We start from the raw sequence: 21,158 nt of genomic DNA on the forward strand, positions 1-21,158 counted from the left end.
ATTATCTCTCCTTCAAGGCTTCTCTTGCCACTTCACGATCATCAAAATGGATAGTTTCATCTTTTAAAATTTGATAATCTTCATGCCCTTTACCTGCAATGATAACCACATCTCCCGTAGTGGCCTCTTTAATTGCCTTATGAATAGCTTCACGACGGTCTACAATCACTTCATAGGTTACACCATCATGTAAACCTTCTTTCACACCTACCTCTACATCTTTTACGATTTGTACAGGGTCTTCCGTACGAGGGTTATCGGAAGTCACAAATACACGATCACCAAATTGGGCTGCAATACGCCCCATAATTGGGCGTTTTGTTGCATCTCTATCACCACCGCAACCAAAGACAACTAAAATACGATTCTCTACAATCTTCTTTGCTGTTTGTAAAATATTTTCTAGTCCATCTGGCGTATGTGCGTAATCCACAACGACAGCAAAATCTTGTCCTTCTTCAATGAGCTCGAAACGTCCTGGTACGGCTGTGAAAGTAGACAATGCTGTTACAATTTGTTCCATCGTCAACCCTTCATACAACGCTGCTCCTACGGCTGCCATGGTATTATAGACGTTAAACATACCTGCAATTTTTGTAGAAATCGGATAGGTGTTTCCTTCATAAGATAAAGTGAATTGGGAAGATTTAGCCGTAATCGCTAAGTCAGACGCATTCATTGTACCTTTATCTTCTGTACTATAGGTAATCATAGGTGCCGTGGTAACATCCACAATGGCTTGACCATAGGCATCATCTATATTGATGACAGCCCCTTTACCCTCTTTCACTTGATAGGAGTCACTCACCTGTTTAAATAACTTAGCTTTTGCTGCTAAATAATTCTCAAATGTTTTGTGAAAATCCAAATGGTCTTGTGTCAAGTTGGTAAATACGGCTGTATCATATTCTACACCCTCTGTACGGCCTAATGCTAAGGCATGAGAAGATACTTCCATAATACAATGTGTGACGCCAGCATCCACCATTTGTTGTAATATTTGCTGTAAATCCGCTACATCTGGAGTCGTATTGTGAATTGGGTACGATTGGTCATCAATTAAGATATGTACTGTTCCAATAATTCCCACTGTGTGACCTTGGGATCGTAGCATATGTCCAATAATATGTGTTGTTGTAGTTTTACCATTTGTACCTGTGACACCAATCATACGCATTTTAGATGCTGGATAATCATAAAAAAATGGAACAGCATCTTGCAAGGCTTGTCTTGTATCCTCAACATATAGTACAGCTACATGTTCTGGCACTGTCACAGGTTTAGACGCAATAATCGCTACTGCACCATCTTCTACAGCTCTATCTACAAAATTATGAGCATCCACTGTAGCACCCACTAAACAAATAAACAAACTACCTTCTTGTACAGTTCTAGAGTCAGCCGTAATATGGCTAACAACGGATGTCAAAGGACCTTCCACTTTCGTAGGAGATACCACCTTTACAATTTCTTCCACTCGTTTCATATTGATTCCTCCAATCATAGTGAAAGCAGCCCAAAAAGGACTGCCTTCATCATTCTCTAATATCCTTTTTCATCGTCACATTGCGTTCTTCCACTGTATTTTTACTAGTGTAAACGAAATTATCTGGTAATACCATGCCAAGTTTTTCTTGCGCAATTTTTTGAATGCGCGTAGGAGACTTTAATTCTGCTAAGCCTAGATTATATTCATAATTAGTACGATTTTCTAATACAATCTGTTCCTGTAAATTAACTGTTTCTTTACGTGCATTTTCTGTTACACCTGTTAAGAGTAAGCAAGTCATACCTAATACCATCGCCAGTAATACAGTTAATAAACACTGACGCATATCGGGAGTTAAATCCCAAATAAACGCTTGTGTTTTTACTTTCTTTCTTCTGACGGGCTCTACATAAGGAGCTGATTGCTCCCAGTACGTAGACTTTCGTACTAACATAGTATTCCTCCTAACTATAATTTTACAGCCACCCGCAACTTGGCACTACGGGATCGTGGATTCTCTTCTATTTCTTTATTACTTGGTTCTATAGCCTTATTTTTTGCTTTTACTGTAGGTACATGATGACACACACAAACTGGTAAATTCGGTGGGCAGGTACATCCCTGCGCTAATTCTTTAAATGTTTGCTTGGTAATTCTATCTTCCAAGGAGTGGAAAGTAATCACCGCGATTCTTCCACCTGGGTGTAACATAGATACAGCATCTACGAAAGCATCATGCAATATCTGCAATTCCTGATTGACTTCGATACGAAGTGCTTGGAAGGTTCGTTTGGCTGGATGTGGTCCATCTTGTCTAGCCTTTGCTGGTATGGCACGTTTAATGATATCCACCAACTGAAAGGTAGTTACGATAGGTGCTTCCTCTCTAGCTTCTATAATGAATTGGACAATCCGTTTCGCCCATCGTTCTTCACCATAGTCCCAAATAATCCGATATAAGTCATCACTAGAGTAGGTATTTACTATCGTTTCTGCGGTCAACGTACCAGTTTGATTCATGCGCATATCTAAAGGACCATCTTGCATATAAGAAAATCCTCTTTCCGCCGTATCTAATTGATGACTGGATACACCTAAGTCAAAGACAAATCCATCCACTTCATAAATACCAGTCTCTTGCAAAGCTTGTTTTAAGTTGGAAAAGTTAGTTTTTATGACTTTCACCTGACAAGACAAATCAGATAATCGTTGAGATGCCGCCTCTAATGCCGCTACGTCTTGATCTAAACCAATCATCATACCTTCTGAAGATAAATGTTCACCGATGGCATGGGAATGCCCACCACCACCTAATGTACAGTCCACATAGGTTCCATTTGGTTTAATCGCCAATCCTTCTAGCGTTTCATTGAGTAATACACTCACATGATGAAAGTCCATAATTCCTCACTTAAAATCCAATATCATCCAAATCAAGTTCTTCTGCCATGGCCTCAATATTGCCGTAAATTTCGTTGTTATATGCTTCCCAACGAGTTTTACTCCAAATTTCGATGCGTTCACCATTACCAACCACAACTACATCTTTTTTTAGTTCACCATGGGCACGTAGATTACTAGGTATCAACACTCGACCTTGTTTATCAAACTCAAGGTCAGCTGCACCCCCTACAAAAAAACGAACTAGCCCACGTTGATTGGCTTTATTTGAGCTTTGAGAACTTAATTTTTTTGCAATTTCATCAAATTTTTCTTGGGTATAAATGGCTAAGGTATTATCAAAATATCGTGTCACAACACAAGTTTCTCCTAGTTGTTCACGCATTTTGGCGGGAATGATCATGCGTCCTTTACTATCGATTGTATGTGAAAATTCACCTTTAAACATAGCAAGGACACCTCCTTTTCTCTCACCTATTTGTCCTCATTACCACTATATGGTAAATTTTACCACATTCCCCCACTTTTCACAACAAAATAACCACCCAATTTATAGATATTTATACAAAAATATTTCAACTCTACAGTAACAGCAAATGTATATATCAATAATTATATATTTGTTCGTATCTTTAACGATTATATCAAACATTTTTAGGTATTTATAACTGTGGTAAAAAGTGGGTAAATTTTTCCACTTTTCACCAAAATAAATTTACAATGTGAGAATCTACTCTTATCATTTGGTAAGATAACCCAACTACAGCAAAAAAAAGTGACTATAACAAAAAAGTAAAAAGTACTTTTAGTTATAGCCTCGCTTTATATAAAAAAAGAGAGAAAAATTGATGCTATTTAATCAAATTCCCTCTCTATTATATAAGGGCTGTGGTATTACAGCCCCTTTCTTATCATTATATTCTCATGATACATCTATTTTATTTATTAACTTTCAAGGTATTACAATTGCCCTACTCGTTTCATTGCATCATAAATACGTTGTGCTAACCCTGTAATTTGTCGCTTTGGAATAGAACATACAGCAATACGAACACCACCTGCTACAGGAATTAAAAACACATTTTCTTTTTTCAATTCATCTGATAACTCTTTTGGATTATCGCTTGGAATCGTTACAAAGAAACCACCCATGTATGGCAACATTGGTAAGTTGATTCCTTTCCCTTCACATTCTAAGATAGCTGCCCGTTCTTCTACAAGATGCGAGTAACAATTACGTTCTTCTTCATAGCGTTTTAATTTTTCAGGATCAAGCACGATATTAGCGACCGTACGCATAGCTGGTCGATTAATATTAGACCAAGTACCACGAGATGTCATTTGGTTAATATCAAAAAACTCCTGTGCCACTTCTTTATCAGAAGTAATGCCTAACATACAACCAACACGTTGACCATACATTGTAAATCCTTTGGAAATGCTATAGCATGCGACTGTTAAAATATCTTTAGGCAAGTGTTCAAATTTTTTAAAGAAGCGACGTACATCTTCCTTAGGTCCCGAGAAATCAATGTATGCCACATCTACTCCAATAATTACTTTATTGTTACCTGTGTCTACTATCTCTTTCACTAAATCTAATACCTTATCCCAATCACTTTCAGATAGGGAGAAACCTGTAGGATTATTCCCAGGTGTATTAAAAATAATCAACACATTTTCCTGTTCTTGTGCTGTGGCACGAACTAATTCTTCCAAGGCTGGAAAGTTATATCCATAGTTCTCATCAAATAATGGATATGTTACCAATTCACGACCATTGTCATTGCAAATTTGTTTATAAGCACCCCAATACCAATCGGCAGTGATAACCTTATTACCTAGCTCAGTGTAGTTATGCACTAAATGATGAATTCCACCTGTACCTCCTGCTGTGGCAATCCCTTCGATATAGGCATCTGGTCTAGACTGACCAAAACACTCTTGCTTGCAAGCCTCCACAAAATCCGCTAACCCCTCAATCGGTGCATAGGCAACATATTCATTTTTTGGCAAATTACGAAATTCTGTTTCTACTGTTTTTAAGAATACAATTTCTCCTTCTTCATCTAAAATTGATCCTACCGTACCAATTAACACATTTTCTTTGCCATATTGTTTCGCTGCTTCTTGTGCCTGTGAGTTAATCGCAAAAATCACATCATTTGCTTTTTTTCCACGGGCTTGTTTTGCTGCTATACTCATAGTTACACCTTCCTATATGAATATAAAAATATATTATGTTGGTATACTATTAGTTTACAAGAAATTTGATTCTCCTACAAGGCATAGAGCTCATGTATACACAATAGATTTTAGTGCTTTTCAATTTTTATCTTATGAAAGTATATCATCATACAAGATGTCTTACATTATGAAAGTCTGCACCCCTATACAGTCATTTCTGTACATTCTTATGATAGTATTTATACTCAGGTATACGCCATTTCTATATGTAGCATCTATACATTCAAAGTATATAAATAAAAAGCAGATACGCAACCACAATGGATTGTATATCTGCTGTCTATCTTTATACAGTTATCTATCAAAGACAATATCCTTGTATTTGATCCTATATGTACCTTTTACTATCTAGAATAGTCAGGAATGAACCTTGACATTATTCTACTCTACCCCCTAGGTACGCTTCCATGACTCTAGGGTCGTGGCGAATTTCTTCGGCTGGTCCTGAAAGAACGATTTTACCTGTTTCTAATACATATGCATAGTCAGCTATTTTCAAAGCTTGACGTACATTTTGCTCTACTAACAATACTGTCGTTCCTTCGGCGCTAATCTCTTTGATAACTTCAAAAATTTCATTCACTACCAACGGCGCCAAACCCATGGATGGTTCATCTAGTAACAACAGTTTAGGACGAGCCATTAAAGCACGACCAATGGCAAGCATCTGCTGTTGTCCACCAGATAAAGTACCACCTAATTGGTAACTACGTTCGTCAAGAATAGGGAATCGTTTGAACACTTTTTTAATATCATCGTTGATTTCAGCATCCTTACGAATATAGGCTCCCATTTCTAGATTTTCGTAAACACTCATATCTTGTAATATTTGACGACCTTCTGGGACGAGGGAAATACCAGATTTCACAATATCATGGGTTTTCATAGATGTAATATCTTTACCTTCAAAGGTAATGCGACCTTCTGTAGGTTTTACTAAACCCATGATAGAACGCATGGTTGTCGATTTACCAGCACCATTGGCACCAATCAAAGATACAATAGAACCTTGAGGAACTTCTAAGTTAATAGATTTTAAGGCTGTTATATGACCATAACCAGCTACTACATTTTCAATTTTTAACATATTATTCCTCCTTTCCTAAGTACGCTTCGATTACATCTGGATTGTTTTGAATTTCTTGTGGAGTTCCTTCTGCAATCTTTTTGCCGAAGTTCAACACTGCTAAGCGGTCACAAATATTCATCATCAACGCCATATCATGCTCGATGACCACCACGGTAATACCTAAATCACGGATTTTCCCGATCAATTGGCGCAACACCTCTGTCTCACTATCGTTCATACCTGCCGCAGGCTCATCCAATAAAATCAATTGTGGATGCGTTGCTAAGGCACGAGCAATTTCCAAACGACGTTGCTTACCATATGGTAAAGATGTAGCTACTTCTTCCGCATCTTCTTCTAAGCCAACCAGTTTTAAAAACTCATAGGCAATACCACGGCAACGCTCTTCTTCAATGCGTTGGCGTTTTGTACGGAAGAAGCTAGACAACACACCAGAACCTGTACGACAATGCATACCGGTCAATACAGTTTCCAAGGCCGTCATATTACCGAATAAACGGATATTTTGGAACGTTCTCGCAATCCCCATCTCCACCGTACGATGTGGTTTAATGCCCACTACATTCATACCATCGAAGACAATATTGCCAGTACTGACAGGGAATACGCCAGTAATCAAGTTGAACAGCGTTGTTTTACCGGCCCCATTCGGTCCGATGACACCAAAGACTTCCCCTTGGTTCACTTGGAAGGTAACCCCTGTCAAGGCAGCCACACCGCCAAAGCTTTTACTTACATCATCTAATTGTAATAGCATGGTTACCTCCTATTCTTGACCAGACTTGCTTTGTGTTTTATAAGCTTCAAAGCGTTCTGTTAATACTTGCGTTTCTGGAATATATGCTTTCTTTTTCACACCCAATTTGCGATAAATTTTGTCCATTAAATCTTCTGTCAAAATACCATCTGGGCGAACAGCCATCAAGATAACTAGTAATGCGCCATAAATAATATCCCGGTAATCTGCTAAGAAACGCAATACTTCTGGTAACAATGTCAAAATGAAAGAGCCTAGTACAGACCCCCATACTACATTGGAACCACCAAACACAGGGAACAATAAAATTTGCACTACTTTGTGGTAGCTAAAATCTGTAGGGTTGATGAAGTTTGTAATATGTGCATACAAACCACCGCCAATACCAGCAATGAAAGCACCGATGACAAAGGCTAACATTTTGTAATACACCACATTGATACCCATTAACTCTGCTGCATGGTCATCTGCTTTAATGGCTTGGAATGCACGCCCTACACGACTATTGTGGATGCGTAAGCAGAACAATATCACTAGTGCTAAAATCACCAACAAAATAATGATGGTCAACAAGTTACCCCATGTTAATGCATCAATGTCTAACAAACCGTCCATATCAAACTCATAGATATAGTTCGTCAATTCTTGAGCAATCGCTGGAATTCCTGAAAGGCCCAAGGCTCCATTGGTCACTTCTAAGTTCAAAAAGATAACACGTACTACTTCACCAAAGCCCAAGGTAGCAATGGCAAGGTATAAACCTTTCAAGCGTGTAGTTGGTAAACCAATCACAATAGCTACTAAGGCCGCCACGACACCACCAATGAAGATAGCAATCGGAATCGGTAACTCAGCTTTCAGAGTGAGCAAAGCACCCACGTAGGCACCCACGCTCATAAAACCAGCCGCACCCAATGTCAACTGTCCTGTAGAAAGGGTGAAGAAAATGGAAATACCCATAATAGCATTGATGATGAAGAACATCACAATTTGTAGATAATATGGATTTAAAATTTCACTCATGGTCGTCCCCCCTTATCTTTGGATCCGAATAACCCTTGTGGTCTCCAGAACAATAAGAGAATGATTAACCCAAAGGCTACAGCATCACGGTAAGAAGATGCCCCATAGGCTACGGAGAATACTTCAGATACACCTAAGATGAATCCACCAACCATCGCACCAGTGATGTTTCCAAGCCCGCCAAGAATTAACACTGCTAATCCTTTAAATCCGATAACAACACCCATCATAGGCTCTACGGCATCGAAGGATAAACCAACCAGCACACCAGCGGCAGATCCTAATGCAGAAGCGAGCATCACTGTTACAGAAATAACTAGTGTCGGGTTGATACCCAATAAGGATGCCGTTTCTGTGCTCAAGGATACAGCACGGATAGCTTTACCAATTTTAGTTTTTTTAATGAGTACATTTAAAATCAACATTAACACAATGGATACGCCAAGTCCAATGATTTGAACCATGGAAATTTTGAACATACCAAAATCGATGAGTCCACCAATGAAATCTGGTGGAAATGAACGTGTTTGTGGACCCCACACAAGTAAGGCTACACTTTCAATAAAAATAGATACGCCAATTGTGGAAATCAATGGCGCCAAATGGGATACATTTTTTTTGCGAAGTGGACGAAGTGCCACAAACTCTAATAGATATCCAAGAATTGCCCCTACCAGCATAGCCACAAAAATAGCTACGAATATATTAGCTTCAAAGACTGTCACCATAAATAAACCCACGAAGGCACCTATCATAAAGATGCCTCCGTGAGCCATGTTGATGATGTTCAACACACCAAACACAAGTGTCAATCCGATCGCTAATACTGCATAGAGACTGCCTAAAGTAAGGCCATTCACTAATTGCTGTAAAAACATCGTGTAACTCCTATTTTTGTAATGCGTCGAACTGACCGTTTTTAATTTGTAAAACTTGAACTTCCATAGATGGGTCACGTTTTTCGTTAAATTGGAATTTACCAGTTACCCCTACGAAGTCTGTAATACCTTTTAAGGCATTACGGAATTTTTCGCGATCTGTTGTAGAGCCAGCTGCTTTTAAAGCGGCTTCGTACAAGAACACAGCATCATATGCTTGTGCTGCAAATTGATCTGGTTCATGACCATATTTTTCTACATAAGCTTTGCGGAAGTCGCGAACTTTTTGGTCATCTTTGTTAGGGAACCAAGGTGTACCTACGATCGCACCATCAGCAGCGGCACCTGCATTTTTAATGAAAGCTGGGCTGTTGAAACCATTGGAACCTACTACTGGTTGGTTCATGCCAAGTTCACGCATTTTTTTCATAATCAATGCCCCTTCTTGGTACAAGGATGCAACGATGATGATATCAGGTTTTGCTTGTTGAATTTTAGTCAACTGTGCAGAGAAATCTGTATCTTTATCAGCAAACGTTTCTGTGGCTACAATTTGAACCCCTTCAGATTCCAATGCTTTTTTCGCTGTGTTGTTTACAGAAACCATTTGGTCGTTGTTGTTGGAATACATAATCGCTGCTGTTTTGAAACCTAATACTTTATGAGATTGACGAATCGCTGCGTCTACTGCCAAAGATTCTGGTACAGCATTACGGAAAATATAATCTCCGATATCTGTGATGCCTTCTGCAGTTGTAGAAGTACCCAATGCTACCACTTTATTTTTATTAGCAATCGGTCCTGCTGCCATCATTTCGCCAGATAACATAGGTCCAATGACAGCTACGACTTTATCTTTTGCAATCACTTTGTTCATCGCGTTGATGGCTTCGTTCTTGTCACCTTTTGTGTCTTCCACTAACAAATTAATTTTTACATTGTTAGCATCGCCGTTAATTTGTGCTACCGCTAACTCTGCACCATTCTTAATAGACTCGCCATAGGCAGCTGCTGCGCCAGACGTAGTCGTCAATAAGGCTACTTTTGCTTCATTTGCATTGTTTGTTGATGAACTATTGCCACCGCAACCAGCGATCGCCGCAGCCAAAATAGCCGTAGCACCCAATGCTAGTGCACGTTTGAACATGGATTTTTTCATGTTACACCCTTTCTTTTTAAAAACTCCTCGTTTGGATTTTCTCACCGTGAAAGTCACCTTTACCATTTCACTTCATTAGCATAGGAGAAATATATACTCCTATAGAAAATCTATGCTTTCCTATTATGAATGTAACATGAGCACATTGTCAAATATAAATATAAGAATTTAGTTATGAGTTTTTTTAGTAAACCTATAACGTATATTTTCCTTATTTTTGTATTTTTAAGGAGGACAAACATCTTTTTAAACATTTGTTGTCAATGTATCACCACTACCACTGGGATATACGCCTACTGGGCTCTCATGTTCTGTGATTATACGATTATCCTTTTGCTGTCTATTTTAATATTAGTGGGTAATAAAATTGGTGATGAAAGTTAACACTCTCATCACCAAATTATGTGTAGATTAGTTTTTTTAGTTACCTATGTAAGATGTTAATTCACTGTATACAAATAATCATATTGTTCTTGTGTTAATGTATCTAAGTCATAGCCCATGGATTGCAATTTCAATTTCGCAATTTCTGCGTCCACTTCATATGGCAATACATGCACATCATCTGCCATGTCTGCACCATGGTGCAAGATATATTCTGCTGCTAGTGCTTGCATAGCAAAGGACAAGTCCATAATTTCTGCCGGATGTCCATCCCCTGCTGCTAAGTTCACAAGGCGACCTTCTGCTAGTACATACAATTGACGACCATCTTGCATATGGTAGGCCTCGATATTTTGACGCACTCGTTCATGAGATACAGCCATCGCTTCTAAATCTTTTACATTCACTTCGCAATCGAAATGGCCTGCATTACAAAGTATAGCGCGGTCTTTCATCACTGCATAATGCTCTTCTGTGATGACGTCTTTACAGCCTGTGACCGTACAGAAAATATCGCCAATTTTAGCTGCTTCTACCATTGGTAATACTTTGAAACCATCGAATACAGCCTCGATGGCTTTGATTGGATCCACTTCTGTGACATACACGTGGGCACCTAAGCCTTTTGCACGAAGTGCTACGCCTTTACCGCACCAACCGTAACCAGCAACCACCACGTTTTTACCTGTTACTGTTAAGTTCGTGGTACGCATGATACCGTCCCACACAGATTGACCAGTACCATAACGATTGTCGAATAAGTATTTACAGTTAGAATCGTTCACAGCGATCATCGGGAATGTCAACTGTTCCGCTTCAGCCAAGGCTTTCAAACGGTGTACACCTGTTGTAGTTTCTTCACTACCGCCCAACAAACGTTCTTTTGCATCAGTTCGTGTTGTATGTAACAAGCTCACCAAATCGCCGCCGTCATCGATGATGATATGCGGTTTATGATCCAACGCTTTGTTCAGGAACATCGTATATTCTTCGTCTGTACAGTTGTACCAAGCATATACAGTTAAACCCATGTCGACAAGTCCTGCTGCTACATCATCTTGGGTCGATAATGGATTGGACCCTGTGACGATCACATCCGCACCACCACGTTTTAAAACAGTAGATAAGTACGCAGTTTTCGCTTCTAAGTGAACGGACACAACGATGGTTTGACCTTTGAAAGTTTGCTCTTTTTCAAAACGGTCACCTAATGTGTTTAAAGTAGGCATGAAATTAGCTACCCAGTCGATTTTTTTACGACCTTCAGCGGCTAAGGAAATATCTCGAATTAAAGATTGCATTGGCGTTCTCCTTTTAGATTCTTCACCATAGATTATAATTGAAAGCCACCATATTCTGACATACGATGATGAGCTGGATAGTCTGCATTCATATCAATGCCTTTGATAACTTCTTTTACAAGCGCTTGTAATTGCTCAGCCATTTCTTTCATCATGTCTACCACTTCGCCATGGGTCAAAGCAGATTCGGAAATGCCTGCTGCATAGTTTGTGACCATGGAAATTGTCATATATGCCATTTCCGCTTCATTGGCTAAGGTCACTTCCGGTACATTCGTCATACCCACCGTTTGGCCACCTAACATAGCATACATGCGAATTTCAGCCGGCGATTCAAAACGAGGGCCCTCTGTACATACGTAGGTGCCACCATTGTGAACCGTTAAGCCTAGGGATTTTGCAGCACTTTCAACAATACTTCGCAACTCAGGGCTATATGGATCTGTAACATCCACATGAGCAACCGGACGATCGCCACCTTCGTAGAACGTATTCACACGGTTTTTCGTAAAATCTAGGAATTGGTCCGTCAACACAAAATGACCCGGTCCAAAGTTCTCATCCAAAGAACCTACCGCTGTAGTAGATACGATGAACTTAACACCTAACTTTTTCAAGCCCCAAATGTTTGCACGATAATTAATCTTGTGCGGTGGAATCGAATGATCTCGACCATGACGGGCTAAGAAATACACCGTCTTGCCCTCATAGGTACCGCACACATAGTGAATCTCACCATAAGGCGTCATCAAAAACGATTCCGTCATAGTTTCAAACATATTTGGGTCGTACACACCAGTACCACCAATAATAGCAATCGCTGACATATAGTTCCTCCTTGTGATAGATAGAAAAATATCTGTATGAATTTATTATAGCATGAAATGGGGGAATTCTAATAAAATTTTAATAAAATATCCCCACATTAGAAGTGATTCCATGTGGGGATATTGTTACATATGTATTAAGTTTTTATTCGCTTTCTTCTAGTTCTACCTGCATGGCTCCCATACCTAGGGCAACTTTAATGCCACACCCAGCAATAGAGCCAAAGTAGCACAACATAGCCGCTAGATTTGAAAGGATCATATTTCGTTTACAGATTAATGTATAGCTCCCTTGAAAGCCTGGTATCTTAGTTTTTTCTAAATAAAACTTTTGTAACCGCATACGGTACTCTGCTACATACATGTTGTCGCACATGACCTGAAATAACTCTTCATCATCATATACATCTGATGAACTGAATGCATTCCACTTTTTTAGAAAACTCCTCATAATTTTTTCAATATCAGGAAAAATAGCATAGGCTTGATTTACCTTAAATGAAGTTGGCGTTACAAATATAATATCTATTTTCTTATATTGCTTAATATCTCCTAAAAATGATTTTGCAATACTGGCATAATCTGTTTCTAACACAACTCGTCTATCGTCTATGATTAAGCTACCATTCTTTTGTGTTAGCCCTATCTTGGACTTTATATTCCACAAAGGATGAATCATTTCTTCTATGCTTTCTTTAGTTAAAGCAGCAATTCTCCATACACTAGTATTGCGTTCTTTATCATAGTACACATATTGATGATACGGTGGTATTTGTGTAGTATGCAGAAATGTAGCATATTCCGTAGAAATACATGACATTATCACACCATGTAATACACTCCCTAATGATTGAACAATTTTCTGCCTATTATCTAAGTGAATATCAAATTCTATTACTTTAATTTCAATTTTCTTCAAGATGTAACTTTACTCCTCCAAATATATAATCTTTTCCTTTATACTTCGTTAGCTTTAGCGTTCTGGGAGATATAATTTTGTCTTCATTATGTCGATGGTCTTCAAACTGCTTCTGCAATTTTAGTATTGATTTCACGACATTAACTTCATCTTTAGAATTATCAAATAGTGGCAATAGTAATGTTTTATGTAAAAAACCAATACTACTGCCCAGTAAACAAGTGACCTGTTCCAATTCTTGTATGCATGATTCCTCAATAGTCTCTTTAAATGCAAGTTTCCATCGTCTTACTAGTCGTTGCGTATGTTCTTCAATAATTTTGATAAGATCAGATGTAGAATCGATTCCAATATTTTTCAATTCATGAAGATTTACACTTAACATGCCTTTTAGCTTAGTATTTGGAATGATACACTCTCTATATATAGGTAATGATTTTATTTCTTTTGTATCTGCTAAAGAGTCATACCTAGGTAAGATATACGTAGCCATACTATCATTATTTGATAACATAATATCTGATACTGAAATAGCATGAAACAACTTTTTTATACCATCTCGAACATCTTTTCCAGTAGACTTCTTTATTCTAGATAGTATCAATGTATCCAGACCTTTTCTGTATGCTTTTATACATCCATTAAGATCATTCTGATTTTTTAAAGCCTTTACGAGTTTATCTCTCCATTCTTTACGAAAGTCTTCATCATTCTTTATAATATGGGCTACTATAGATGCGATTATGACACCTTTCAAGGAACTACCAGGTATATACGGTGTTCCATCAGGTAATGACATGCATAGTTTTATATCATTCAATGACATTTTTGAAATAGAACTTGGTACACAATGCAATTGACGTTTAGAAACACTCAACAATACGCTATCTTCAGGAATACCTATTGTTCGTTCCATCCATTCGTAAATAGTCTCTTTTTGTCCTTTTGTATGGTTTTCTACATACGACTCATAGTCAGATAGTTTATCAATTGAATATAAATATTGAAACCATTTTTTGTGGTTTAAAATATATACATCACGATTAGCTGTATCTAAAATGTAGTCAAGTACATTCACATCTCGCCCGCTTCCTATGGATACTGGGGTTATCGTTTCTAATGTAAAAGAAACTGTAGTTGGCATGGATTTTTTACTCATCAATATTCACCCCTAACCAAAAACCTTTCATATTTTTATAAATTGAATGAGGACTTTTATCGTAGTGCAATTCTACCATTTGTCCCTCTAATGGATACGGCATACAGCTACCTTCTTGTAGAGCATAAAAAGAATTTCGTTTATATGGTGCAGAAATAGATTCGCTATATACAAAGCCACTTCTTTTGATGATCTTATACGTACCCTCTGATACTATATTAATCTCATCTATTTTTGGTGTTATAGCGCTAATCGACATATACATAGAACCTTTTTGCTGCAATAAATTATATAATGCAACTGCATCAGTTCCATATGTAGGTATTGTATCTAACTCAAACTCGTCTTCTACAATAAATTGTCCAAAACCAGAACTTCTCTTTCCTCCAATACCGGTATAACTGAGACTTTCAAAAATTCTTTTAACTCTATCCAAATCTTCTATCCGTTTAACTCCCACAATGCAGTATAATCCCGCATTCTTAGCAAATTTAAAGGAACCTACAACATATGGGTTGCTCTTCTCTTCACGCAACGCCACACGATGCGCTGTTAAATACTGTCCAAAAAAAGGATCTTCAATCATAGAAAATAGTGAATATGCACCAACCTTATTATACAAATTGGATGCACGAATATATCCTATCTTTTTTAGTTTTTTCTGGTCTTTTACACGCTTTAGCAACGTATCTTTGTCTATGATAGATATATGTTTTTTCTGAGTTTCACAAATTGGGCGTGGTACAAATAACTCAATTTGCTTATGTAGATTTGTAAAAGGAAACAAGCTAGAGATTTTTATATCATCCACTCGTAAAGATTGCAGTAGCCATTCTATTTCTGCTTGATTATGACCAATTTCATTCACACAGGCAGATACAAATGTATCTGAGGATATTGTGAGTTGCACTTTATCTAACGAACCGCCTTCACTCGTATTTCCAAAGTGTACGGAACTTGTAAATGTAAAAGGAAATATATAATATTTCATTACATCACCTTAACCTTGTAAAACCTGTTCACAACGTTTACTTAATTCAGCATCAACCGAGAATGTTTTTATTGTCACATTATCAATAGATATACGTCCATACCCTCTTGTACCATGTCCTCCAAGGTAATCTAATTGCAATAACTCTAAACCTGTTCGTAATGTTTGTAAATCTTCTTCCGCTTCATCTTTATCTATTAAAGTATATACAAGCTTAAATGCAAACTTAGTTCCTGCGGGTACACGCTCTATTTGTCTCGGCATAGCAACACTAGTCACTCTATTAATAGTGTTTTCAAATTTTACTTCTCCCATATAGGTATCTGTATCAATCGACTCAAATAACAATTTGGTTTCTTCTGAAATAAATAAATCTTGAAATTGCAATCGAGAAATAGTTTGTGGCTTTGTAGAACCAAATAATCTCTTAATAACATCATCATCCTTATCTATTGAATTTACAATATGTTCTTCACTTCTATAGCGAGCTAGTAAGGTACGAATTTTCCCTTTTAACGAACTCCCCGGAATAATGGGTTCTTGTGTTAAAGAATCGCGAATAAACGGACTATCTACTGCTCCAATCGGAGCATAGTCACTACCGCCACCTATGTGCATACCTGTTTTTATTGTTAAATCTCCTTGGATAATAATTTTTCCTCGAATTGCATTCTTAGTAGTTTCACTCATACTTATTTACTCCCTCTTTTATTATAATTTTGATTAGTATAATTATTTTTCTTTTTTCTTGTAGATACTGCTGAATAATACTTATGAAAAGCAACTAATGCCTCTACGTATTTACAATATTCATTAAATTTTTCAATATCTCCATTAATATCTTCTAAGAGAGGAATTAAATTTGCTTTTTCAATAAAGTCATCAACTGCATTAATTGCATTATACTTTTTATTATTCTCTTCAATTTCTCGACCGGCTTGATATCGAAATAAAGTTTTAAGAAAACGAATTTCCATCTGTAATTCAGGTGAAATAGTCTTTACTCGATCTTTATTTTTAGCTACCTCAACAGTTACCTTGTTTTTTACATCAGTAATTGCAGAAAAAATTTTTCTAAGTTGATTGGTATTTAATGCAATTATGCCTTGATCTGTTTTCCCCAACTGCTTAATCACTGATTCTGCTTCTGCTACATAATCAAACATTCTGTTCCTCCATTTTTTCTTTACCACGCAAACAATAAATCAATATATGCAATGCCGTAAGTAACTCTTTTCCTGATGTTTTGATTACCTCTTTAGATTGAGTATACTCATACATTTTAGTAACAAATTTCTGATATGCTTCTTTTTGTAATTCACTAGCTCTTTGAGGCTCCATTCTAGCCAAAGTATATAGCAATCTTGCTCTGTGAATTCCATCTGAATTCTCTTTTACAAGCTCTTCTAGCAATTCCATAATCCGATACATAAAACTTAATCTAAAAGGAATTTTATCCATATCACTTACTATTCCTTCTTTAGATATACCTAATAATGACTGTAGTAGTTTAAACTTTTCTCCCAATACAGAGTTAATAAACTGATCCCATGTATACACATGATGACAAACTAAAGGCTGTCCGTCATTATGTGTATCAAAGCCAAACAAGGCAATACTATCTTTTTTAGGCATATCTTTTGCTGTCGACTCTAAATTACCAGTTATTTCTGCCATTTTTGTGATTGGAAAGTGATGGGTAAACATCCCTAACCCCGCAGACATTGTAATTTTTCCACCCGTCAAATCCTTAAGTCTATTTCGAATATCAATAGCAACTTCAATCAATTCGTCCCAAGGTCCTACTAGAAAAACATCATCCCCGCCAGAATAGATAATATGAATATGCCCCTTTTCGCTAGTATCTCCACTCCAGAGGCGATAAGTATCTTTTATATCTTCTACACCATTGACATTACCCGATACAATTTTATTAACCCCTACTTTAAAGAACATAGATAAAGTTCTGGATAAATCAGCATATCTAGAAAATCTATTAAATTGAAACAATGCTTCTTTGTTATCACTAATAAATCCACTAATAAAGGCTGCTCCTAGGTTATCAACATCAGCTCTTAATACCCCTAAGCGCTGTATACCTGCCGTTTTTGAGCCACTAAGATTTGCTAATTCTTCAAAAGTATATACAGAGCCATCAGGTTTACGAGTTACATAATCTGCAATCCACAAACGATTTGCAACCGGTCCGCCTACTTCCGATCCATTAATAACATATAACCGTTTCCACTCTGCACTGTCACCTAATTCTTCTAAATTACGTTTTGATATAACATATAAATTCGCATCATAATTAGAATATATCGGAATCGAAGGTGTCTTCTCTAATACAGCTTGTGTTTCTGCAATTCCTAGCACAGATTCTTCTGGTTGAACCAATACTTCTCCTAACCTATATAAAGAATCACACATACAGCAAGCCAACGCTCCTGTATCTACATAAGGTTTTAAATATACTGATGAAGTATGGCATATAGAGCATTCTTTATCTCCATCTTTCACTAAATTAATAGAACTATTAGGGTTAAATAAATCAACCAAATTCTCTTCGGTATACCGTGATATTTTACCTTTATCACTATTCTGTCGAACATCACCAAATAGTTTATGCTGTTTTTCTCCGTTAATTAAATCATTCCCTGTACATGTGGCCATACCAAATGCGATATATAGTTTTGTACCTACATGCTCAAGTAACCATTGATTCACAGAGGCTTCTACAGAATTCACAATCTCTACAGTAGTTTCCGTAGCAGGTGATAGTATATAGAAATGTCCTCCACCAGAATATAATACGTTACATCTAGTCAAGTTTAAGTCTTCTAACAAAGAATCAATAATAGATTCTAATAGTATTTCTAAATACACTGATCGACCACGTAAAGATTTTAATGCACCTGTTGATGGCACTGTATAAATGAAATCTTGTATACCAGACACATCTCCAGAAATCATCATAAATGCTTCTTGTTCACGAAATGTTTTGGAATCTGTAAAACAATACCTTTTATAATCTGTGATATGGTTCTCTTCAAAATATAATTGCATACACGTTGCAATCGCTGCTGTCAACTTAGAATGTATGTACAAAGATGTATCTGCAATTTCTTTTTTATATGTAGTAAAAGGAATAAAGCTAGTAGTATCCTCATAAATCCGTAGTAATTCATTCACCGTCATATCATCTATATTTTGTGCTGTAAATTTATCTTTCATTGTTTGATGAAGCATTTTATAAGTATCAGATGTGGCTAGAATAGTCCCTTCTTTTGGGTAGTTATAATTATCCTCTACATCTAGACCTCGAAGGTGATATTTTTGCTCATTTTTTGAAATACTTCCACCAAAAGTATGGAATACAGATGTTAAAGGCATATTCTTATCGAAGGTTTGTCCCTCAATCATTTCACCTTCATCAAACTCTCTACGGTCCAAAGCCGATGCAAGATTATCTGCTTCATACACCAAATAAGCTAAGCTAGTATCTGGAATTGTGGCCTTAGATAATTGCTTTCCACGATGATATTGAACACATCTCAATAACTCCTTATCTTCTGAATAAGAACGCAAAAAAGTAGCCCCCGCCGTCGAATGATCTCCCGATCCTTCGTTAGCACGATAGACTACTTTTCCAATATCATGTAACAAGGCACCTTTTACCAATGTTTCTAAACACCCCATGGTTTTCTCCCTCATTAATCTTTTATAATATGACACAATCTTGTTCTTTTCTTTCTCCAATTCCCCAAGTATATATCTTAACTAAATCATCAAGAATATATATTCGCAAAGAATCAATATTCGGATTAATTAAACGACTGCAGTGGCGAATCATAGCATCGTACTGTTTACGATTTAACAATGCTTCAAATGCTGACTTTTGAACACGAACACCATATCGTTCCAAACACTTCACCATTTTTAATCGTATCTTACTATCTACTATATCATAAATAATCAAAACTATAAACTTTTTCATAATTAAGCGCTCCATAACATTATCATTTTCTAGATATCTATCTTATCTCTAGGGGTGTATATCGCTCAAGATCTATATTCATAATTGTTGATGCATATGCTTTGCATTGACTAAAAATAGATTCTCTAAATGTTTGTCCTCTATCCATATATTGATTCATACTTTTTATCTTTTTATTATAGGCACTCAAAAATAGTTTTCTTCCTTCTCCATTTAAATAGCACCCTTCACCAGAATATTGAAAGTCTTCATCTACATCTATCATATTTCGCTTGACTAAATTAAGCATTAATGAATCAATTACAGGTGCTCTCCATTCTTCAATTAAATCAGATACTAAGGCTGGATGTCCACCCTTAATAGAATGCATACCCCCTACAAAAGGATGTAATCCAGCATTAATAACTCTTGCCATAATTTTATTAAAGAGCATACTATACCCTAATCCTAACATAGCATTAAATGGATCTAATGGAGGCTGTTTACTTCGTTTTGTAAAAGTAAATTCTAAAGGGACAATCTTTCCTAGCCCTTCAAAATATAAGCGACTAATGATCCCCTCATATCCCATCAATTCTTCAATGCTTGTTGCTTTATGTATATTCTTGCGGATATGACAAATGTTATGAATGGACATCATAACACTATCATCAAGAAGATTCCTTTCATAGCGTCTCAATATAGTCAGCTGATTATTTATTTTAGCATTGATTTAGTTTTTTACTAAGTGCTAAACAGAACTCTTGATCTTCCCTCATAGTAAATTGTCTCTGATGCTTATGAATATCTACAGTATTTGTATTAATCAAAGTACCAAAATATTTCCCATATCCTGATAACCAAGTCACTGGAATACCATTAGATATAAAATCAGTCAATAATGATGATGAAATATGAACCGAGTCAAATACTGTTACATCATCAATGGACTTAAATGGTACTTCAAATAATACTTCATGATTCCTACCAACAATAACATGCCCACCTTTTCGTTTAATAAAGGAGCCTGATTCTGTCACATATAAAGTCGTCATACAAATTCCTCCTTTATAATACATAACTATTATTACTATACGCTCCGATCCCATATTATAGGATGTAAAGAATGCGGTGCATTGTTTACGCATAGATCTGAGTATTACAACCTTAGTTTTTTCCGAGTTCCGTCCCCATATTGGGGATTATTTTTTTATCAGGATGGGTATTGGGTACATAAATATTACAACGTATTTAATGCGTTTCCGTCCCCGTATTGGGGATTATTTTTTATCGTTTAGGTTTATTTTCATTGTTCATTTTAGTTTTAGTTTTATGTTTCCGTCCCCGTGCTGGGGATTATTTTTTATCTGAAAATAAGTATAACAGGACTTACTAAAACAGAAGAAATCTGGGAGTTTCCGTCCCCATATTGGGGATTATTTTTTTATCCAATTTTGGGAAAAATGACACAACAATGTCTACAGATGATTTCGGGTTTCCGTCCCCGCATTGGGGATTATTTTTTTATCATAGAAAGACATAAGACTAAAGACATAA

At 36.8% G+C, this 21,158-nt stretch carries 21 protein-coding genes and 1 CRISPR repeat array (1 of these 22 only partly in view); all 21 genes read right to left on the reverse strand.

Going from position 1 to position 21,158, the window contains the following annotated elements:
- Nucleotide 1: 1 nt before the first annotated feature.
- The 21 genes from EO125_RS05010 to EO125_RS10110 all read right to left on the reverse strand — a co-directional run bounded on the left by EO125_RS05010 (nucleotide 2) and on the right by EO125_RS10110 (nucleotide 20,656).
- Complete coding sequence (locus EO125_RS05010) at nucleotides 2–1,486, reverse strand: UDP-N-acetylmuramoyl-L-alanyl-D-glutamate--2,6-diaminopimelate ligase (protein WP_127147946.1); 1,485 nt, start codon at nucleotides 1,484–1,486, stop codon at nucleotides 2–4.
- Nucleotides 1,487–1,535: 49 nt separating this feature from the next.
- Nucleotides 1,536–1,943 (reverse strand): cell division protein FtsL, encoded by a 408-nt coding sequence (locus tag EO125_RS05015; RefSeq protein WP_127147947.1) that lies wholly within the window; start codon nucleotides 1,941–1,943, stop codon nucleotides 1,536–1,538.
- A gap of 14 nt (nucleotides 1,944–1,957) precedes the next feature.
- Entirely contained in the window at nucleotides 1,958–2,890 is a 933-nt protein-coding gene (gene rsmH, locus EO125_RS05020) for a 16S rRNA (cytosine(1402)-N(4))-methyltransferase RsmH (RefSeq protein ID WP_127147948.1), read from the reverse strand.
- Nucleotides 2,891–2,900: 10 nt separating this feature from the next.
- On the reverse strand, nucleotides 2,901–3,338 hold the full coding sequence (mraZ, locus tag EO125_RS05025; RefSeq protein WP_127147949.1) for a division/cell wall cluster transcriptional repressor MraZ: 438 nt from the start codon (nucleotides 3,336–3,338) through the stop codon (nucleotides 2,901–2,903).
- 512 nt (nucleotides 3,339–3,850) lie between these two features.
- Nucleotides 3,851–5,095, reverse strand: coding sequence for an aminotransferase class I/II-fold pyridoxal phosphate-dependent enzyme (locus EO125_RS05030; protein WP_127147950.1), 1,245 nt, complete (start codon nucleotides 5,093–5,095; stop codon nucleotides 3,851–3,853).
- Nucleotides 5,096–5,513: 418 nt separating this feature from the next.
- On the reverse strand, nucleotides 5,514–6,224 hold the full coding sequence (locus EO125_RS05035) for an ABC transporter ATP-binding protein (RefSeq protein WP_127147951.1): 711 nt from the start codon (nucleotides 6,222–6,224) through the stop codon (nucleotides 5,514–5,516).
- 1 nt (nucleotide 6,225) lies between these two features.
- A complete protein-coding gene (locus EO125_RS05040) occupies nucleotides 6,226–6,984 on the reverse strand; it encodes an ABC transporter ATP-binding protein (protein ID WP_126937350.1) in 759 nt (252 codons plus the stop codon).
- Between the two features lie 9 nt (nucleotides 6,985–6,993).
- On the reverse strand, nucleotides 6,994–8,007 hold the full coding sequence (locus EO125_RS05045) for a branched-chain amino acid ABC transporter permease (RefSeq protein ID WP_127135444.1): 1,014 nt from the start codon (nucleotides 8,005–8,007) through the stop codon (nucleotides 6,994–6,996).
- A complete protein-coding gene (locus tag EO125_RS05050; protein ID WP_127147952.1) occupies nucleotides 8,004–8,885 on the reverse strand; it encodes a branched-chain amino acid ABC transporter permease in 882 nt (293 codons plus the stop codon). The genes EO125_RS05045 and EO125_RS05050 overlap by 4 nt, the downstream gene beginning before the upstream one ends.
- Nucleotides 8,886–8,895: 10 nt before the next feature.
- Entirely contained in the window at nucleotides 8,896–10,044 is a 1,149-nt protein-coding gene (locus tag EO125_RS05055) for an ABC transporter substrate-binding protein (protein WP_127009454.1), read from the reverse strand.
- Between the two features lie 440 nt (nucleotides 10,045–10,484).
- On the reverse strand, nucleotides 10,485–11,729 hold the full coding sequence (locus EO125_RS05060; RefSeq protein ID WP_127147953.1) for an adenosylhomocysteinase: 1,245 nt from the start codon (nucleotides 11,727–11,729) through the stop codon (nucleotides 10,485–10,487).
- Between the two features lie 32 nt (nucleotides 11,730–11,761).
- Complete coding sequence (mtnP, locus tag EO125_RS05065; protein ID WP_127147954.1) at nucleotides 11,762–12,556, reverse strand: S-methyl-5'-thioadenosine phosphorylase; 795 nt, start codon at nucleotides 12,554–12,556, stop codon at nucleotides 11,762–11,764.
- A 145-nt stretch (nucleotides 12,557–12,701) separates the two neighbouring features.
- Nucleotides 12,702–13,475 (reverse strand): CRISPR system precrRNA processing endoribonuclease RAMP protein Cas6, encoded by a 774-nt coding sequence (gene cas6 / locus EO125_RS05070; RefSeq protein ID WP_127147955.1) that lies wholly within the window; start codon nucleotides 13,473–13,475, stop codon nucleotides 12,702–12,704.
- A complete protein-coding gene (csm5, locus tag EO125_RS05075; protein ID WP_127147956.1) occupies nucleotides 13,462–14,634 on the reverse strand; it encodes a type III-A CRISPR-associated RAMP protein Csm5 in 1,173 nt (390 codons plus the stop codon). Before csm5 ends, cas6 begins: the two co-directional genes overlap by 14 nt.
- Nucleotides 14,627–15,625, reverse strand: coding sequence for a type III-A CRISPR-associated RAMP protein Csm4 (csm4, locus tag EO125_RS05080; RefSeq protein WP_127147957.1), 999 nt, complete (start codon nucleotides 15,623–15,625; stop codon nucleotides 14,627–14,629). The genes csm5 and csm4 overlap by 8 nt, the downstream gene beginning before the upstream one ends.
- A gap of 9 nt (nucleotides 15,626–15,634) precedes the next feature.
- Nucleotides 15,635–16,315 carry a type III-A CRISPR-associated RAMP protein Csm3 gene (gene csm3, locus EO125_RS05085; RefSeq protein WP_127147958.1) on the reverse strand — a complete coding sequence of 227 codons (681 nt, stop codon included), beginning with the start codon at nucleotides 16,313–16,315 and terminating at the stop codon, nucleotides 15,635–15,637.
- 2 nt (nucleotides 16,316–16,317) lie between these two features.
- A complete protein-coding gene (gene csm2 / locus EO125_RS05090) occupies nucleotides 16,318–16,791 on the reverse strand; it encodes a type III-A CRISPR-associated protein Csm2 (protein ID WP_127147959.1) in 474 nt (157 codons plus the stop codon).
- Nucleotides 16,784–19,324, reverse strand: coding sequence for a type III-A CRISPR-associated protein Cas10/Csm1 (cas10, locus tag EO125_RS05095; protein ID WP_127147960.1), 2,541 nt, complete (start codon nucleotides 19,322–19,324; stop codon nucleotides 16,784–16,786). Before cas10 ends, csm2 begins: the two co-directional genes overlap by 8 nt.
- A 22-nt stretch (nucleotides 19,325–19,346) precedes the next feature.
- Entirely contained in the window at nucleotides 19,347–19,622 is a 276-nt protein-coding gene (gene cas2 / locus EO125_RS05100; RefSeq protein ID WP_127147965.1) for a CRISPR-associated endonuclease Cas2, read from the reverse strand.
- 37 nt (nucleotides 19,623–19,659) lie between these two features.
- Complete coding sequence (gene cas1, locus EO125_RS10105; RefSeq protein WP_255416571.1) at nucleotides 19,660–20,301, reverse strand: CRISPR-associated endonuclease Cas1; 642 nt, start codon at nucleotides 20,299–20,301, stop codon at nucleotides 19,660–19,662.
- A gap of 22 nt (nucleotides 20,302–20,323) precedes the next feature.
- Complete coding sequence (locus EO125_RS10110) at nucleotides 20,324–20,656, reverse strand: CRISPR-associated endonuclease Cas1 (protein WP_255416572.1); 333 nt, start codon at nucleotides 20,654–20,656, stop codon at nucleotides 20,324–20,326.
- A gap of 125 nt (nucleotides 20,657–20,781) precedes the next feature.
- Nucleotides 20,782–21,158: direct repeats of the CRISPR family, unit length 31 nt; unit sequence GTTTCCGTCCCCATATTGGGGATTATTTTTT; it runs 347 nt beyond the window's last position.

Origin of the sequence: Veillonella sp. VA139, from assembly GCF_003992005.1 — a bacterium.
Classification (GTDB): domain Bacteria; phylum Bacillota; class Negativicutes; order Veillonellales; family Veillonellaceae; genus F0422.